Source organism: Photobacterium rosenbergii, assembly GCF_033022775.1.
Taxonomy (GTDB): domain Bacteria; phylum Pseudomonadota; class Gammaproteobacteria; order Enterobacterales; family Vibrionaceae; genus Photobacterium; species Photobacterium rosenbergii_A.
In genome coordinates, this window is record NZ_JAWJZI010000023.1 from 16,633 (window position 1) to 33,920 (window position 17,288).

The 17,288-nt window shown below is 49.2% G+C and carries 13 protein-coding genes; 3 read left to right on the top strand and 10 right to left on the bottom strand.

All coding sequences use genetic code 11. The features are described from left to right. Positions 1–102: 102 nt before the first annotated feature. The 3 genes from R2X38_RS24455 to R2X38_RS24465 form a co-directional block, all read right to left on the bottom strand. Positions 103–1,110: a substrate-binding domain-containing protein gene (locus R2X38_RS24455; RefSeq protein ID WP_317524956.1), complete on the bottom strand. Its 1,008-nt coding sequence runs from the start codon at positions 1,108–1,110 to the stop codon at positions 103–105. 348 nt (positions 1,111–1,458) lie between these two features. Then, the gene (locus R2X38_RS24460) at positions 1,459–3,384 is read right to left on the bottom strand and encodes an alpha-amylase family glycosyl hydrolase (protein WP_317524957.1); all 1,926 of its coding nucleotides are present in this window, start codon (positions 3,382–3,384) and stop codon (positions 1,459–1,461) included. Beyond that, positions 3,378–4,898, bottom strand: a complete 1,521-nt coding sequence (locus tag R2X38_RS24465) for a glycoside hydrolase family 32 protein (RefSeq protein ID WP_317524958.1) — start codon at positions 4,896–4,898, stop codon at positions 3,378–3,380. Before R2X38_RS24465 ends, R2X38_RS24460 begins: the two co-directional genes overlap by 7 nt. A gap of 319 nt (positions 4,899–5,217) precedes the next feature. Here R2X38_RS24465 and R2X38_RS24470 point away from each other — a divergent pair, with 319 nt between their 5' ends. From R2X38_RS24470 to R2X38_RS24480, 3 genes are all read left to right on the top strand, one after another. Further along, a complete protein-coding gene (locus tag R2X38_RS24470; RefSeq protein ID WP_317524959.1) occupies positions 5,218–6,549 on the top strand; it encodes an aspartate aminotransferase family protein in 1,332 nt (443 codons plus the stop codon). 66 nt (positions 6,550–6,615) lie between these two features. Next, complete coding sequence (locus R2X38_RS24475; RefSeq protein WP_317524960.1) at positions 6,616–7,500, top strand: 3-keto-5-aminohexanoate cleavage protein; 885 nt, start codon at positions 6,616–6,618, stop codon at positions 7,498–7,500. Positions 7,501–7,558: 58 nt separating this feature from the next. Beyond that, positions 7,559–8,530, top strand: a complete 972-nt coding sequence (locus R2X38_RS24480) for a TAXI family TRAP transporter solute-binding subunit (protein ID WP_317524961.1) — start codon at positions 7,559–7,561, stop codon at positions 8,528–8,530. 123 nt (positions 8,531–8,653) lie between these two features. Here the strand turns inward: R2X38_RS24480 and R2X38_RS24485 are convergent, their stop codons facing one another. From R2X38_RS24485 to R2X38_RS24515, 7 genes are all read right to left on the bottom strand, one after another. Then, the gene (locus R2X38_RS24485; RefSeq protein WP_317524962.1) at positions 8,654–10,126 is read right to left on the bottom strand and encodes a C69 family dipeptidase; all 1,473 of its coding nucleotides are present in this window, start codon (positions 10,124–10,126) and stop codon (positions 8,654–8,656) included. A gap of 177 nt (positions 10,127–10,303) precedes the next feature. After that, the gene (locus R2X38_RS24490; protein WP_317524963.1) at positions 10,304–11,215 is read right to left on the bottom strand and encodes a LysR substrate-binding domain-containing protein; all 912 of its coding nucleotides are present in this window, start codon (positions 11,213–11,215) and stop codon (positions 10,304–10,306) included. Positions 11,216–11,470: 255 nt separating this feature from the next. Further along, positions 11,471–11,686 (bottom strand): hypothetical protein, encoded by a 216-nt coding sequence (locus R2X38_RS24495; protein WP_222550029.1) that lies wholly within the window; start codon positions 11,684–11,686, stop codon positions 11,471–11,473. A gap of 254 nt (positions 11,687–11,940) precedes the next feature. Then, the gene (locus tag R2X38_RS24500) at positions 11,941–12,924 is read right to left on the bottom strand and encodes an OmpG porin family protein (protein WP_107300503.1); all 984 of its coding nucleotides are present in this window, start codon (positions 12,922–12,924) and stop codon (positions 11,941–11,943) included. Positions 12,925–13,155: 231 nt separating this feature from the next. Further along, on the bottom strand, positions 13,156–14,289 hold the full coding sequence (locus R2X38_RS24505) for an ABC transporter ATP-binding protein (protein ID WP_222550030.1): 1,134 nt from the start codon (positions 14,287–14,289) through the stop codon (positions 13,156–13,158). A 25-nt stretch (positions 14,290–14,314) separates the two neighbouring features. Beyond that, positions 14,315–14,950, bottom strand: a complete 636-nt coding sequence (pgmB, locus tag R2X38_RS24510) for a beta-phosphoglucomutase (RefSeq protein WP_039469552.1) — start codon at positions 14,948–14,950, stop codon at positions 14,315–14,317. Then, the gene (locus R2X38_RS24515) at positions 14,943–17,285 is read right to left on the bottom strand and encodes a glycoside hydrolase family 65 protein (RefSeq protein ID WP_317524965.1); all 2,343 of its coding nucleotides are present in this window, start codon (positions 17,283–17,285) and stop codon (positions 14,943–14,945) included. The genes pgmB and R2X38_RS24515 overlap by 8 nt, the downstream gene beginning before the upstream one ends. Positions 17,286–17,288 lie beyond the last annotated feature (3 nt).

Here is a 17,288-nt window from a genome sequence, read left to right on the forward strand (position 1 = left end):
CATATACCCAAGCCACTTCAAGATACTGGTTCAGCGAGAATTTCTAAGCTGATATCAATAAAAATGGGAGCAATTTCGCTCCCATTGTTTATTAGCTTTTCCCTACAAGCTTTCGCCCCGGCTGATGGTAAAGCCCATATCGAAGACATTGCGCTCGCTGCGCTTGCCATCAAGGGCTTGGAGCAATAGCTCCGCACTCTTCTCGCCAATTTGGTAACGCGGCGTATAGATACTGGTCAGACGCGGCGTGATAGCCTGTCCGATATCCAGGGCGTTGTAACCGACGACACTGATCCGCTGAGGTACTTCGATACCTCGCTCATTACAGGCGAGGATAGTACCGATGGCGATATCATCATTGGTACAGAACACGCCGTCTAGCTCCGGACACTCTGCCAAGGCACGGCTTAGTAGTTCTCCGCCGAGGGTGAAGCTGGAGTGCTCATGGGTCAGGATATGGTATTTCGGCAAGCCGGCTTCTTCCATCGCCTTGTCATAGCCTTCCATACGCAGTTTGGTACGGGTATCCAAGCGGGCACCAAAGTAGGCTATGTGGCGTTTGCCCTTATCTAGCATGGTTTTCACCGCCGTATAGGAAGCGTGGATATGATCCAGCCCCACCACCATATCGACTGGGTTACTTGGTAACTCCATCGCTTCGACCACAGGCACCCCGGCAGTTTTGATCATCTGCAAAGTACGCTCGGTATGGGAGGTTCCGGTCAGGATCAGGCCATCAACCTGGTAGGAAAGCAAAGAGGCTATTTTGCGCTCTTCAATTTCTTCATCGTAGCTAAAGTGGGCAATCAGGATTTCGTAACCGTTGGCATTGGTTACCGCTTCGATACCTTGGGCAAAGCTGGCAAAGACCTGGTTCGACAATGAAGGCAGCAACACCCCTATCGCCTTGCTGGAAGACTTCGACAACATGGCTGGCGCGCGATTTTGGATATACCCCAACTCTTCCACCACCTCGGCGATCTTATCCCTTGTCTTGGCCGACACAGATTCCGGATTGCGCATATAGCGACTCACGGTCATTTTGGTGATGCCGACACGGTCAGCAATATCTTGCAGGGTAGGACGCGCTTTTCGTTGTTCTTGTGTCATAACAATAGGATAAGTTACAGCTAGGCTTAAAATGTTACTGTAACATACCACTTTGTCTGGCTATAAGGCAATGATTTACCGGCGCACCAAAGCTAACCTCCCGCTCTAGTTACCTGGCACCAGCCATTCAAATGGCCGCCTTTACCTTCAGCATCAAGCCCTAACGTTATGAGTCTTCGTTGTGCGCCTTCGGTTAGGCACTGGTTCTTAGCCTCTTTATCGTGGCAGTTTCGAATGACCAATTGAGGACGCTTTGGTGTCAATTGAGTGATAAAAAAGGCCGGTAGCGAGTCACTCAACGCTTACCGGCCAAAGAACACAATGTTGCGGGGTATCCCTACATACCAGTTAGGCAGGTACCAACCATTTCACGTCATACGCCCCCAGCGTAATCTGCTCCGTAGGTTGCAAAGGGGAGTGATTCAAAATATCTAGCACAGATGCAGTGGCTAAAATATCGGTGATTGAAAACGGAACCTGTTGCTCTTGCTCGCTGAAGTTACAGATAGCCAGCATTGTCTGGCCGTTGTCATTTAAGCGGGCATAAGCAAACAAGTGTGGATTATAGGTTTCCAGAATCTCGGTTCGGGAAGCACCAAATACTTCATTGTTCTGACGAAGCTTGATCATTGCTTTTAGCGACTGGTTCACCGACGCCTCGAATGACCCCGGCAGTTGCGCTCTGGCAATCGCGTCATCAGTAATTGCAGGCCGGTTTACCCAACGGGCATCATCGGCTTTGCTGCTATCTTCCAGGTAGCTGTGATCGTTGAGAATACCTAGCTCATCACCTTGGTAAATCAGCGGGATACCACCAATACTCAGGTTGATACTATTGAGCAAGCGAATGCGCTTGAGCGCCAGTTCAATCAACTGGTTATCGTCTTGCTCCAAGGCACGCTCCAGCCCTGCCAGCGATGCCAGCGAACCACAGACCCGGCAATCACCGGTAGTCGGGTTTTCCTGGAACGGCACCCCTTCGGCAAACGAGCCATCAAAACGACCCGTGTAGAACTGGTTGAGGAAGCGGCGGTGATCGAAACCATTGATATCCAACTGTTCAGCGATGGCATCATCAAATGTCCAGCCAATATCGTCGTGGCAACGAATATAGTTGACCCAGCTACAGTCAGGTGAAATCTCAAAGCTCTTCTTCAGTGATGCGGTCAGCAATTTGGTTTCTCGGGTAGCCAAACTCTCCCACATCAAAGCCATCATTAGCGGGTTGTAGGACAGCTGACACTCATCTTTGCCGATGTATTGCGCCACTTCATCTGGGTGAACGATCGCTTCTGACTTGAACAACACCGCAGGCGCGACAATTTGCAAACAGCTGTTGAACGCCTGGATCAAAGTATGGGCTTTTGGCAGGCTCTCACATTGGGTCCACTTTTCCTTCCAGATAAACGCCAATGCATCCAAACGTAACCCCTCACAGCCAATATTGGCAAGAAACAACATCTCGTCGGTAATGGCATTGAACACTGCCGGATTGGCATAATTCAGATCCCACTGGAAACTGTTGAACGTTGTCCATACCCACTCTTGCTGAGGCTCAAGGAAAGTAAAGCTTCCGCGGCGCACTGTCGGGAAAATCTCACGGCAGGTCTGGTTATAGTCATCCACTTCCTGCTTGTCTTCGAAGAAGTAGTAGAACTCTTTGAATTCGGGATCGCCAGCTTTTGCCGCTTCCGCCCAGCGGTGCTCGTCTGAGGTATGGTTGAAAACAAAATCCAGTACCAAGCTGATCCCTTCCGCTGACAAAGCATCGGCAAGGGCAACCAGATCTTTTTCAGAACCCAGCTTAGGGTCGACCAAGCGGTAATCAGACACAGCATACCCGCCGTCACTGTCTCCTTCCGGCGCTTTGTATAGTGGCATCAAGTGAAGGTAAGTGATCCCCATTGACTTGAGGTATGGGATATTAGCTTTGAGTTTTTTCAGATCGCCCGCAAACAAATCAACATACACCGCCATTCCGAGCATTTTCTCATCGCGATACCATGCCGGTGATTTAAGGCGGCGTTCATCCAGGTTCTTCCACTTTCGCTTGCGGGCAGCAAACGCCTTGGCTAATACCACCACCAACTGCTGGAGGTGGAAGAAAAAATCATAACGCTCACCGTATAGCTGGTGCAGCTTGATCACCAAGGCCGGAAAGTGTTCACCCAGACGTTTTAGAAAAGCCTGCTCGTCTTTCTTGGTCAATTTAGGCAGTTCGATAGAATCGAGCACCTTGGCTAGAGCTTTTTCAGCCTGTTGAAGCGTTAGCATGCCTGCTCTCCTTGCACTAATATTTTGACAGCACTTTGCTGGATAGGTAACTCGCCGTTATCAACACTGATTGCGTACATCGCGTCGGTATTGCGAGCGAAGGCCAAATTGGTAAAGCTGAACTCACCGCCGTTGATCAACAATTCAACCGAACCGTTGTCCACTAAGACAGAAACGGAAAACTCAGCAGCGACAGGAAGAACGACTGAGTAATCATGGGGGTAGTGCTCATCAATACGCGCATGGCCGAATTGCCCTTTGCGCAAAGAGCGGATTTCAAGCCCTGCCTCAAGGTGCTTGAACTGGAACTCGATGTCGTGATCTTCAAACAGTGCCAGTGATAAGGTCTGGTCTTGAGAAAGCGCCGCCGTGAATTCACATTTCATCACCGAACTTTTTACCACTGAGCTTTTCACCTCAGAAGCTGATAGTGCACTCACAGGCTTCGATTCAAGCTTCAGCATAGTGCCGAGTTCACGGACAAAACGCTGCCCAACCCGCAGGCCAGCACTGCTTTCCAACAAGAAAAGCTCACGCGGCATCGCCATCGAACTGCGGAAGGCTTGCGTTGGCAGCTCCAAGGAATATTGGTGATTGCTCATCCAGGTACTGACGATCCGGCGACCATCTTCACTCGGAATATCTGAAAATGACTGGGTCGCGTAATAGTCACGGCCAAAGTCGAGCCACAGAATATCTTCTGGATGGTTGTGGTTCGTAAAAGTCTTGCCGTCGAAATCACCGATAAAGTACTGGGTACCTGCACCACCACAATGGGCACCTTCGCCGATACCAACCACCAATACCCAACGGGTCTCTTCGCTGCCTTCTACTTGAAGTTCGAACAAGTCCGGGCACTCCCACGGCCCTTTGCTGTGGGCACCATGACGGTAGCCGAACTCACTGACTAGTTGCCAGTCCAATAAATTGGTAGAGCGATAGAATTCAATATGCTGGCCGCAAGACACCACCATCACCCAGGCTTGGCTGGCTGGGTGCCAGATGACCTTAGGATCACGGAAGCCTGGGTTGCCGCGAGCGGGAATGATTGGCTGGCCGCCTTGGTACTTTTTCCAAATCATCCCATCTTGGCTATAGGCCAGCGATTGTTGCTGGATAGGGTCTTCAACCTTGCGGCCATCGGCCAAAATTACCTCAGGCTGGATAAATGAGGTATAGAAGGCCAACAAGCCCGGCTTACCGTTTTCGAACAAACCAGATGTATTGTTCCAATCAACAATTGCACTGCCAGAGAAACACATGCCCGACTCATCAGGATAGAGTGCCGGCGGCAACTCCTGCCAGTTGATCAAATCCTGGCTGATTTTGTGCCCCCAATGCATCGGTCCCCACACCGTGTCATGTGGGTAATACTGGTAAAATTGGTGATAGTGCCCGTTAAAAAAAACCAAACCGTTCGGATCGTTCATCCATCCCTGATCCGGCGTCATATGAAGTTTAGGGCGGTAAGCCTCTGCCATGTCTTGCTCTTCTTCCGTATCAATCCATCTCAATGCAGCGGATTATGCACCATTAACGTAAACGCTTACGTTAACTCGATCACACTAAAGAAAACAAGAGTATCAACAAAACGTCAAAAACAGCTGTTTTAGTCGTTTTTCTTCTTCGTTAGATGTGTAAAAACATCAAAACATCATCTAAACACGCCCGTAAAACGTAAAATTTACGAAAACACTCCCGCAATTTAGCCATAAACCCTGACTTTCATGCCCCCTATTCTTTTTCCTCATACCCCTGCACTTTTTTTCGTTTGCCACAGTGGCTGGGTTAGCTCAACAATCAAGCCATTAACGATATGCAAGGGATCTAATAATGAGCCATGTTTTCCACCGCCATTGCCATACGCCGCTACCCACCGTAGTTAGCGGGCAAGGGATATACCTGACGGATAGCCAAGGGAAGCAATACCTCGATGGTTGCGGTGGTGCTGCAGTCTCGAATTTGGGCCATAACCACCTAAGGATAAAGGCGGCCATCAGCCAACAGTTAGATAGCATTCCGTATGCCCATTCCGGTTTTTTTACCAGTAATAGCAGTGAGCAACTGGCTAAGCGTCTGGCAGAGTTTGCACCTGGTGCTTTGAACCACACTTACTTTGTCAGCGGCGGCTCCGAAGCAGTGGAAGCGGCGCTGAAATTGGCACGGCAGTACTTTGTCGAAAAGGGTAAACCAACGAAAAGCCAATTCATCGCCCGCCGACAGAGCTATCACGGCAATACCCTCGGCGCACTTTCGGTCGGTGGTAATGAGTGGCGGCGAGAGCCTTTCAGGCCGATACTCTCGGCTGCCCACCATATTGCCCCTTGCTATGCTTATCGTGATCAGCAGCCGGGTGAATCAGAGCTGGGCTACAGCCTCAGGGTAGCGAATGAGCTAGAACAAAAGATCCTAGAGCTGGGAGCCGACAGCGTAATGGCATTCATTGCCGAGCCCGTGGTCGGTGCAACCGCTGGGGCGCTTCCTGCTACTGCTGGTTATTTCAAGCGGATCAGGGAGATTTGCGATACCTATGATGTGCTGCTGATCCTCGATGAGGTGATGTGCGGTATTGGCCGCACTGGTACCTTTTTCGCCTTTGAGCAAGAGGGGATCGTGCCTGACATCGTCACGGTCGCCAAAGGGCTTGGTGCCGGCTACCAGCCGATAGGTGCCGCCATCGTCCATAACAACATCTACCAGGCCATTGCCGACGGTTCCGGTTTTTTCCAGCACGGCCACACTTTTATGGGGCACCCAATGGCATGCGCTGCGGCGCTGGCGACCGTTGATACCATTGTCGATGACGGCCTACTCGGCAACGTCAAACGCCGTGGCAGCCAACTCATGGCAAAACTCAACGAGAGCTTAGGGGAGTTACCTTACATCGGGGATATCCGAGGCAAGGGGCTGTTTATCGGCATAGAGTTAGTCGCCGACAAACCATCGAAAGCTCCACTGCCCAGCCATTCGCAAGCCCACAAAGCGATAAAATCAGCCGCCATGAGCAACGGGCTGATGTGCTATCCCATGTCTGGCACGATAGATGGTAAAGCGGGTCACCACATATTGCTTGCGCCACCTTTTATTATCGAAGAGCACCAACTGGATGAGTTGGTCAGCAAGCTACATACCTCATTGCTGCAAGCCTCGGTGGGGTGGATGTAAGGCTATGGGCTATGGGCTAGGGGCTAGGGGCTATGGGCTATGGGCTATGGGATAGGTTATATTTGAATGACAGGAAAGGAAGAAATGGAAAACAGGCACTCTATCGGTCAGACAGCGATAATTGTGGCCCCCAATGGGGCTAGGAAAACCAAAGCCGATCACCCTTCCCTGCCGATGCTACGGCAGGAAATCATCGACGAGGTTATCGCCTGCCGTGACGCAGGCGCGGCGATGGTGCACCTCCATGCCAGGGATAAAGAAGGCAAGCACTCTTTGGCGATCGACGATAACCTCCACCTCTACCAAGCCCTGAAAGAGCAAGTGGGTGAAAGCATTATTGTCCAGTTAACCACAGAGGCTGTCGGGCAGTATTCCCCCAACCAGCAGATGGCCTTGATCAACGAAGTAAGGCCGGAAGCGGCCTCCTTGGCGCTTAGCGAATTAATCCCAACTAGCCACCATCAAGATACTTTAAACTTTGAAACTTCATACCTTGATAAAGCGAGCGGCTTTTTCCACGATATTGCCGAGCAGGGGATCATCGCCCAATACATTCTCTACAGCCCTCAAGATCTTGAACGATACTTTTCCTTGTTGGATAAAGGGCTGTTGCCAAGCTACAACCACCATATCTTGCTGGTGCTTGGTCGCTACGACAAACACCAAACCGCCTTACCGCAAGACCTCTCACCTTTCCTGCAACAGCGGTTATTTGACCATGACAAACGCTGGGCAGTTTGCGCTTTTGGAAAATATGAACACCTTTGCCTGACAGCGTCTATGATTATGGGTGGAGATATTCGGGTTGGCTTTGAAAATAACCATGTTAATCATCAAGGTACATTAGCCTCAAGCAACGCAGAACAAGTGGCTAACCTTGCCGAGACCGCCAAGCAATTAGGTCTCGCAACCCTTGATGCTAACCATTTTCGCCAGCTCCTCACTGCTTAGCCAGAAGCAGTATCCATTGGCTTTGCTTTTTGCGTAAAACTCATCAAAAGGGACTTCTATGGGATCTATCAACAAGCTTCTTGCCTACACCGGTGCCGCCGTTTTACTGGGTACCTCGACGCTATCTTTTGCCGAAAGCCGTTTCGTTACCATAGGTACAGGTGGTGTCACTGGGGTATATTACCCTACAGGTGGAGCAATATGCCGCTTGGTCAACAAAGACAGAAAAGATCACAACATCCGCTGCTCGGTCGAAAGTACTGGCGGCTCTATCTATAACATCAATACTATCCGAGCCGGTGAGCTCGACCTTGGTATCGCCCAGTCTGACTGGCAGTACCATGCCTACAACGGTACCAGCAAGTTTGCCGACAACGGGGCATACAAAGATCTGCGTGCGGTTTTCTCCATCCATCCAGAACCGTTTACTATCGTTGCCCGTGCCGATTCAGGGATCAAAACCTTCGAAGATCTTAAAGGCAAGCGCGTAAATATCGGTAACCCAGGCTCAGGCCAGCGCGGCACCATGGAAGTGTTGATGGAAAGATACGACTGGTCAATGAAGGATTTCAAACTGGCTTCTGAGCTAAAAGCTTCTGAACAGTCAAAAGCACTTTGCGATAACAAAATTGATGCCATGATCTATACCGTTGGCCACCCAAGCGGTGCTATCAAAGAAGCTACCACGTCTTGTGATAGCAAAATCATTACCGTTGCCGGTGACAAGGTGAACAAGCTGATCGAGGACAACAGCTTCTACCGTGTCGCAACTGTGCCTGGCGGTATGTACAAAGGCAATGCCATTGATGTCACCACCTTCGGTGTCGGTGCGACCTTTGTCTCTTCAACATCTGTACCTGACGATGTGGTTTACAGCATCGTCAAATCGGTATTCGAAAACTTTGATGACTTCAAGAAGCTCCACCCAGCTTTTGCCCACCTGAAGAAAGAAGAGATGATCCGAGACGGTCTTTCTGCCCCGCTTCACCCTGGTGCAGCAAAATACTACAAAGAAGTCGGCTTGATGTAACTGAGTTATCTGCAAGTCATGCTTGAACTAAAAAAGAGCGCACACGCGCTCTTTTTATTGATGGCAAACATTCCAGAAAAAATAAGGTTTAATGCAGCAGACCTACACTAAAACAATGCCTAGTTAAAGACTCATGATCTTCTTGAACTCTTCTTCGCTATATTTTTTCTCGGTGCTCTTGGTCAGGTCTGTCATCATCTTGTAGCGGATCTCCGTTGCCATGCTCAAGGTGCGCTGCAACTGGCCATAAGAGAAATCCGACGCCATTTCGACTGCGGTCGCTTTATCTTGGTTGTACATATCTTTGAGCAGCATATCCATATTGCTCACTTGCTTGTAAAGCTTGCTCTCTTCCTTGTCCCAGGTCGCTTTTAGCATTGGCAGGTACTTGTCAGGATTGGCGGTAGCCAACGCCGTCAGGCTTCGGAACTGCCAATAAGCCGAGTCATCACTGTAGGTATCGGTACCAACCGTGTACGGGGTTGGGTACTCTTGCAAGCTAGTGTATAGCGGCACCAAGACAGATTCTGACAATACACCATAGCTCTGCCAGATGATGCCCTGGAACTCTTCCGGCATATCCGGGCGAAGCTGAATAATATGCGACTCAAGCTGGCGTTCTACACGGATAGGCCGCTCCCCTTTCTCTGCCAGTTGGGTGCCTTCATAGGTTGAACCCAGCACGCTAGCGACATCCTCAACCGAGATTTTATCATCAGGCTTTAAGAACAGTGGATACTGCTGCTCACGGGTGTCCTGTACCTGCGAAGGTGTCAGCATCGCCTGCCCCAACCACTCGCGGTCAACGTTGTAGACATCACCAATTACCCCGAAGGCTTTGGCGAAGTTGAACGAGCTGGCATCTGGCTTATCGAGCAACTTATGTTGCTTAACAAAATCCAGTAGTCCTTCGGAGTGCATCACATCCGGTGCATCTAAGTCGACCCCGTGGATCCGCAAACCATTGGCGATCATCGCATAGCTGTCATCAGGTACTTTCACCGCAATCCAGTGGTGGCCTGAACCGATTTCAAACAACCATGCCTCATTGACATCGGCAATATACAAGCTGTTCCCTTCGCCAGCCCCATATTCTTCAATGTACTGGCCAAGCAACTCTACCCCTTCTTTGGCGGTTTTCACCTGAGGCAGGATAAGTGTCGGGATCACGGCTTCAATAATTCCCGGTTTCACCAATGGATCGGCTTTCGCAGCTTTTTCATTAACCTCGGCACTGGTGGTAGCAGAGACGGCAACATTGTACTGGTTGATACCACGCTCTTCGTAATACTTGCCGTCTTTATCAACGGTCAGTGCATCCCAATCAGGAATGGCCGAATAGGCAAAAAACTGGCTCGGCATAGGCACAACTAAACCATTACCTAAGGTCCAATCGCCCGATTCGTTGATTTGCTGTGGGCGATAGGCAAGGTGTTTATTCCAGTTATTTATGCCAAAGTCTTCGTTGCGGGCAATCATAATACTGCCATCTACCGATGCGCCTTTACCCACAATCAAACCCGTACAAGCATTAGCACTCATGCTAAGTGCTGACAAAACAGCAGCACTCAACAGCGTGATAGACATTTTCGTCATCGTATCTCTCCTATGGTGTGAACACCTATTGGAACAATGAAATATTATTCAGTTATTCTTTTAATTTTGATTAAATCAGCACAAATATCGACTCACTAATCAAAAAGCAGTGTAAACACAATCGGAGGGAATATTTGCTGATAAGATCACGAATAAGGACTTACGAGAACATTAATGCTAGGAAATATGATCTTGGCTGTTGCCCATCATGTCGGCTAACCACTGAGTAAACACACACACCTTACGGGCATGGCGTTTATAATGAGGCACAATCATGTAATAACCATAATGGCTGGTCATCGCAGAATTAAGTGGGTTGAATAATAACTGCTCGGCAATCAAATCATCGACCATAAAATCGGGCAATAAAGCCAAGCCCAACTGGTTTCTCACCGCCTCCAATGATAGATAAAAGTGCTCAAATCCCACGCCGTAGAAATCCATTGGAAATGCAATGTCATGATGGGTTCTGAATTGCTCCCACAATTGCGGCCGGGTAACTTGCGGTAGAAAAACATGATTAGCTAAATCATCAATGTGCCTGATTGGCCTTAACTGTAACAAATTAGCTGATGCCACCAGCCGAAGACTTTCGTAGCATAAGAGAGTGGCATTTTCGTAATGCTTGGCAAGAGGTAAACAGCGAATGATGATGTCATTGTCAGTGCTAATATCATTCACCATCCCATCCCCGGTTTTCAGTTGGACTTGAAGGTGAGGAAAAGCTTTGGCAAAACCGTTTATCTTTGGTATCAACCACAAGCTGGCAAATGAAGGGGTGACATTGACCGTTATTATTTCCTCAACCTGATCAAGTTGACGCAAACTGGCCGTGGCATTTTGCAGCGCTTCCAGCGCTTCAGCTATCTGTGGGAGATATCTTAATCCAATACTAGATAACTGGATACCATTGAGGTGACGTTCAAATAAAGGTTGGCCTAACTGCTGCTCAAGCTGGGCAATCTGCTTACTGACAGCCCCCTGGGTAAGGGATAGCTCTCTGGCAGCCTTGGAAAAGCTCAAATGATTAGCGACAACGAGAAAGGTTCGAAGCGCTCTTATCGAAGGAAGCTCTTTCATGTCTAACAATGCCGTTACCCTATTCCTTTAGGTTGAGCCTTTAATTTATGGTTTAAATAGGCAATAGGCAATAGGCAATAGGCAATAGGCAATAGGCAATAGGCAATAGGCAATAGGCAATAGGCAATAGGCAATAGCACTATAAGGGGAGTATTTTGAAATACAATAAATAGCCAAACAGGCTTGTTATATAAAATAAAAAGCCTGCTTAAATTAATATCGCTTGCATTATAAGTGCATTTTAAAAGGCAAGTTTAAAACTAATTAATTTGGTTTTACTAGACTGCCGCCTTTGGCATAACACATGTTTTGTTGAAGCATGATAGCTTTGCCATCGATATAGCAAACTTGATAAGACTCTGAATGCCTACCGGAAAGGCTGCCATTATTTGAAGATGAGCTTGAAGGAGAGCTTGATGATGAAGCCAAAACCCCAAATGCTGGTACCACTAAAACTAACGCCAATAATAGTTTTTTCATCCTATACCTCACATCCGTATATAGCTGCATTATTGCCTACACAATGAGTGTAGCGAATAAAAAGATGTGTGATATACGTAAATCCATGCATATTCGCGTAAAGTTCAGCTTGCCGTAAGGTTCAATTTACGTCCAATACACATGGCTTACTTTTGTTTTCTTAATAAATTTAATAGTAACTTATTATATTTATTGATTTTGTTATTCCAGGCCGCGAAAACGGCCTGGATACATCGATAGTAAACGAAGGAAAATTAGAAGCTGTAGTTAATACCGGCAATAAATAGCGGGATGTAACCATCGAACTCTGAATTACTGTTATCTTCGAACTTGATGTCTTTATAGCTCACTTCACCAAAGACACGCCAGCTGCTGTTTAGTGCATAGTTAGCTGAGATACCTAGCTTCCAGTAGTCTTCCGACCACTCGTGTGCACCTGTTTGGTCATTTTCTTTCTCGAATTTACCGAACTCACCCCATAAAGAGGCACTTAGGTCGCCCCAGCTGTACCAGATACCCGGCTTGATGATGGTCTCTGTTTCAACAAAGTTATCACCTGATTTTGGTTTGAGTGTACCTTCCTGGTAACGGAAATTCAGCCATGCACCCATGTTGTCGGCAATTTTATAGCCGAAACCCGGTTCGATTTCCCAATAAGGGAACTCACTGCTACCACGGTTATATTCTACGTGGTACATCGCATAACCATGAATATCTAGGCGATCAGTAATGTTGTAGTTACCGAACACTTTAACTTCTGGCGTAGTACGCTTATCGATGGATTCACCGGCTAGTTTAACCCCCCAGCCAACGCTGCCCCATGCTTGCCCGTAACTGCGGTTTGCCCAGATTTCCTGGATCGAGTTAACACCACGGTCATAATCAGCGTGTTTCAAGTTACCGTTGAACAGCTCTTCACGCGCCGAGTAAAAACCAAAGTCCCAGCCCGGAAGATCATCATGGCGGAAGCTACCCTGTGCCAGGGTATATTTCAGTTTACCTTCGTTTACCCCGTCATCACGGATCACTCGCTCTACTTCAATGTTGGTGCCTAACGTACCATGGAGGCGACCCTCTTCTTTCGCCGGTGCGTTAGTCGCCGTCAGCAGCTCTGCTTTTGAAGCCTCGTTCTCCAGACGAACTAGCGTTGATTGGTTTTCTGCTTCCTGTTCAGTTTCCGCTAAGGCTTGTCCAGAGAAAATGAGTGCCAAGCTCATTGCCACGACTGTTTTATTCATAATATTTCCCTATTATAATTTTGCGTACAGTAGATGTTTTGCCCGCGCCAACGGGCAGAGTATTGTTGTCCTGCAAACAGACTCGCATGCTGTCAGGACAATTTTTTCAACCTGCGCCAACAGGTTGAGGAATACTTAAACGTCAATGAGTTAACTCAGACGTTGGATATTAAGCCCGCCGCCAAGCGGGCTTTTTATTTTGACTTTCAGACGCTCTTCGTCAGAACCGAACTAGCTGGCCTGGCGAACTTGTGGCGGTAAGGTTATTAAATCGTCCAGCGTAAAGCTGCGGGTAAATGCCTTACCCTTGCTATCAAACAAGTGACATTTTTCCGCCGGAATATGGATATTCAGGTGCTGGCCCACTTCCACATGCACGGTACCTGGTACACGTACCAGAACCTCCTGTCCACCGCGCAGCAGTGTGGTGTAAAGCAGCGATTCAGTACCCAAACGTTCCATACCCTCAACGCGGACACCGACACCACTCTCAGCCAGGTGAATATCTTCCGGACGAATACCCAATGTCATCAAAGCGCCTTGTGTTGCCGCCTCGGCATTCACTTCTGCCTCAAAGGTGTAGTCGCCCACTTCAACTGTGGCGCGATCCTCCGTGGCATGCTTGAGTGTTGCCGGGATCAGGTTCATCTTCGGTGAGCCGATGAAGCCTGCGACAAACAGGGTTTTCGGGAAGTAGTAAAGATCCAGCGGTGAACCCACCTGCTCAACCAAACCGTCTTTCAGTACCACGATCTTGTCAGCCAGGGTCATGGCTTCCACCTGATCGTGGGTTACGTAAATCACGGTTGATTTGAGTTTCTTGTGGTAATCCGCCAATTGCAGACGCATACGCACACGCAGCGCCGCATCCAGGTTCGACAATGGCTCATCGAGCAAGAACACCTTCGGGTCACGGACAATGGCACGGCCAATTGCCACACGCTGGCGCTGGCCACCAGAAAGCTGGCTCGGGCGCTGGGTAAGCAGCTTGGTCAGCTCCAGCATTTCGGCCACGTTCTTCACTGCCTGTTCGATTTCCTCTTTTGGCTTCTTCGCCAGTTTGAGGCCGAAGGCAATGTTCTCGAACACTGTCATATGCGGATATAGCGCGTAAGACTGGAACACCATGCCGATACCGCGATCGGTCGGTGACAGGGTGTTGACCACGTCACCGTCGATCAGCATATCGCCTGATGATATTTCCTCAAGGCCTGCCACCATTCGCAGCATGGTCGATTTACCACAGCCTGATGGGCCGACGAAAACCGTAAATTCGCCATCTTCGATTACCAGGTTGGCATCCTTGATGATGTGGGCACCATCAGGATAGATTTTGTTGATGTTCTTAAGTTCTAAACGCGCCATTTTTTTACCTCTGAATCCCTACTCGTTACGCCAAAATTTGCGATACCACTAGCTTGCTGGTGTCTGCACAGACCCAGTCCGCATGGCCAACACGCTCTTTCGGCCCGATGCCAACAACCTTCATGCCCGCTTCTTTCGCAGCATCAACACCGGCTTCAGCATCTTCCACTACGATACACTCATCGGCGTTAACACCCACTTGGCCCGCTGCGTGGATGAATACATCCGGCGCAGGCTTGGAGCGGTTTACCGACCAGCCGTCACCAATTGCATCAAACAGTGGCGTCAGGCCCAAGCGGTGCAGGATTGGGCGGGCATTCTTGCTTGCCGATGCCAGCGCAACCTTGATACCGCGCGCATTAAGCTCAAGCAGGAACTGCTCGATACCCGGCAGGACATCTGCTGCAGTAATCGTGCTCAGCAGCTCAACGTAGTAGTTGTTTTTGCGCTCCATCAAGTCAGCGATTTTCTCTTCGCTGATCTCACGGCCATTAAGGATAATTTCCAGTGATGCACGGCGTGAAACGCCGCGCAGCTGTTCATTGATTTCACGGTCAAAGTAGTAACCTTCTTCGTCGGCCATACGCTGCCAAGCTTGGTAGTGCAGCTCGGCAGTATCGGTGATCACACCGTCCAGGTCGAAAATAAATGCCTTACACATTGAAAGTTACCTCAGTTGACTCGATAACACGTGGCTCACCGGCCACTTCGATTTCCAGCGCCTGGCCTGTGAATTCAGGACGGGCAATTTGTACTGTTTCCTGGTCGACAGTGACTTCTAGACGCTCGCCTTTCCAGTAGATAGGGAAGTTCAGGCTGTCCCACTGCTTAGGTAGGTTAGGGTTGATGCGAAGCTTGCCGCCCAGCATACGAACACCACCGAAGCCGTATACCACACACTGCCACATACCGCCGATAGACGCCGCGTGGATACCGTGATCAGAACTCTTCATGTTCTGGCCGATATCGATGCCTGCCGCCTGCTGGTATAGGTCGTAAGACAGTTCAGCGTTGCCTACATCCGAAGCCAATACCGAGTGGGTAGACAGGCTTAGCGATGAGTCATGCAGTGTCTTCGGCTCGTAGTAGTTCCAGTTCGCCAGCTTGGTTTCCAGGTCGAACTTGTCTTCCTGCTGCAGGAACAGCACCATGATGTCGGCCTGCTTGGAAACCTGCATCTCGTTAACCTGCTCAAGGTTGTAATCCTGGAACAGGCCACCAACGAATGGCTGCTCTTTGTACTTAGTCAGGTCAATAATTTCTTTCTGTAGGTAAGTGTCATCCTGCGGGATTACCTTATCTTCAGGGCGCGGCTGTGGCAGGTAAACATTATCGACGCGCTCTAGCCACATCTTGCGTGCTTCTACTAGGTTCAGCTTGTCAGACAGTTTCGCCAGTAGCTCTAAGTTAGACTGCTCAAGGTCTTCGTAGTAGCGGATCGCCAGCTTGATGTTTTCCACCGCCATATAGTTGGTGAAGGCGTTGTTATCGATGTGCTCTTTGTACTCATCAGGACCGATAACGTTACAAATACCCCACATGTTGCGATCTTCCAGCCACTCTAGGCGGCTAGTCCAGAACGTCGCGGTATCGAACATGATCTCGTAGCCCATGTCATCCATGAACTTCTGGTCGCCAGTGATTTGGTAGTACTGCCATAGGGCATAAGTGATGTCACAAGTGATGTGCTGCTCGATAAAGCCAGACCAGATCTTGGTTGATTTACCAGTGATGATGTCAACGGCACCCCATACAGGCGTTACTTCTTCACCTGTTAGTGCTGATTCCCATGGGAACTGCGCACCAATGTAGCCGTTGTCTTTCGCTTTCTTGCGCGCGCCATCTAGAGTCTTGAAGCGGTACTCAAGCAGGCTACGAGCAACTTCAGGCATGGTGTAGATAAAGAACGGCAACATGAATACTTCTGTATCCCAGAATGAGTGGCCTTTGTAGCCTTCGCCTGAAAGGCCTTTCGCGCCGATACCGAAGCGAGAGTCGTGCATTGGGGTAAAGATGTTTAGCTGGTACTGGGCAAAACGGATTGCCAACTGGTCAAAGTCAGAACCACCGATAGTGATATTCATGCCCGCCCAGCGCTTGTCCCACTCTGCCGCACTTTCTTCAAGCAGCTCATCGAAGCTACGGTCAGCGTTAGTCTTAAGGTTTGTCAGTGCGTGGTCACGTAGCGACTGTAGTTCGTAGCCTTCAACGTCGAACTGCTTGTCGCGAGATGTGTGTACTACACCCACTTTCTCTGTACCGAACGTTTCACCTGCTTTCAGGTCGTGGTGGATGTTCAGCCATACTTTACGGCGGTCCATCTGTAGACCCGGGTCGATTTCAGACTCTTGGCCGTTTACGAAGTAACGGTGCGACGTCAGAAAGACAAAATCTACCTTGCTTTCAGTGGTGTGCTGCAGAAGCTCGATGAAACGCTTGTCGTAAATACGCTTTTCGCCTTCGTGGAAGTGCTGAGCACCCGAGTTAGAAAGCTGGGCATCAACACCCGAGCGGATTTCGATTTTCGCATCGCTGTCTAGGGCTTTAACCTGTACATCAAATGCCATCAGGTGAAGGTTCGCTTGTGAGAAGAAGCGACGGAAGCGCATCTCGAAGCTCTTGCCTTCAGTGTTTTTCCATGTGAACTCACGAGTCAGCTCACCGTTTTTCACGTTCAAGCGGCGTGAGTAGTTGCTCACTTCGCCGGCTTCAAGGTGGAAGCGGCGACCGTCGATGAAGATTTCAATCGCACTCATGTCTGCTGCGTTTGGCAGTTCAGTCACTTCTTCTTCATCGAACTTGTTGTACGTACCGGCAACGAACAGGTTGCGGGTCTGGCCAACGTATTTTTCTTCCGTTGCACTACGCGCACCCATGTAGCCGTTACCTTGGCTCATAACAACTTCACATTTGCCTTGGAATGCTGAGTCAAACGCGGTTTCCTCAACGATCCAGTTTTTCAGTTCGCCTTGACCAGCGTTGTAGTTCATAAACATCGT

Excerpts from the sequence above, each read along its gene's own strand:
- R2X38_RS24470 (WP_317524959.1), top strand. The coding sequence starts at position 5,218 with ATGAGCCATGTTTTCCACCGCCATTGCCATACGCCGCTACCCACCGTA.
- R2X38_RS24455 (WP_317524956.1), bottom strand. The coding sequence starts at position 1,110 with ATGACACAAGAACAACGAAAAGCGCGTCCTACCCTGCAAGATATTGCT.
- R2X38_RS24495 (WP_222550029.1), bottom strand. The coding sequence starts at position 11,686 with ATGAAAAAACTATTATTGGCGTTAGTTTTAGTGGTACCAGCATTTGGG.
- pgmB (WP_039469552.1), bottom strand. The coding sequence starts at position 14,950 with ATGTGTAAGGCATTTATTTTCGACCTGGACGGTGTGATCACCGATACT.
- R2X38_RS24485 (WP_317524962.1), bottom strand. The coding sequence starts at position 10,126 with ATGACGAAAATGTCTATCACGCTGTTGAGTGCTGCTGTTTTGTCAGCA.
- R2X38_RS24515 (WP_317524965.1), bottom strand. The coding sequence starts at position 17,285 with ATGTTTATGAACTACAACGCTGGTCAAGGCGAACTGAAAAACTGGATC.
- R2X38_RS24500 (WP_107300503.1), bottom strand. The coding sequence starts at position 12,924 with ATGAATAAAACAGTCGTGGCAATGAGCTTGGCACTCATTTTCTCTGGA.
- R2X38_RS24460 (WP_317524957.1), bottom strand. The coding sequence starts at position 3,384 with ATGCTAACGCTTCAACAGGCTGAAAAAGCTCTAGCCAAGGTGCTCGAT.
- R2X38_RS24480 (WP_317524961.1), top strand. The coding sequence starts at position 7,559 with ATGGGATCTATCAACAAGCTTCTTGCCTACACCGGTGCCGCCGTTTTA.
- R2X38_RS24475 (WP_317524960.1), top strand. The coding sequence starts at position 6,616 with ATGACAGGAAAGGAAGAAATGGAAAACAGGCACTCTATCGGTCAGACA.
- R2X38_RS24505 (WP_222550030.1), bottom strand. The coding sequence starts at position 14,289 with ATGGCGCGTTTAGAACTTAAGAACATCAACAAAATCTATCCTGATGGT.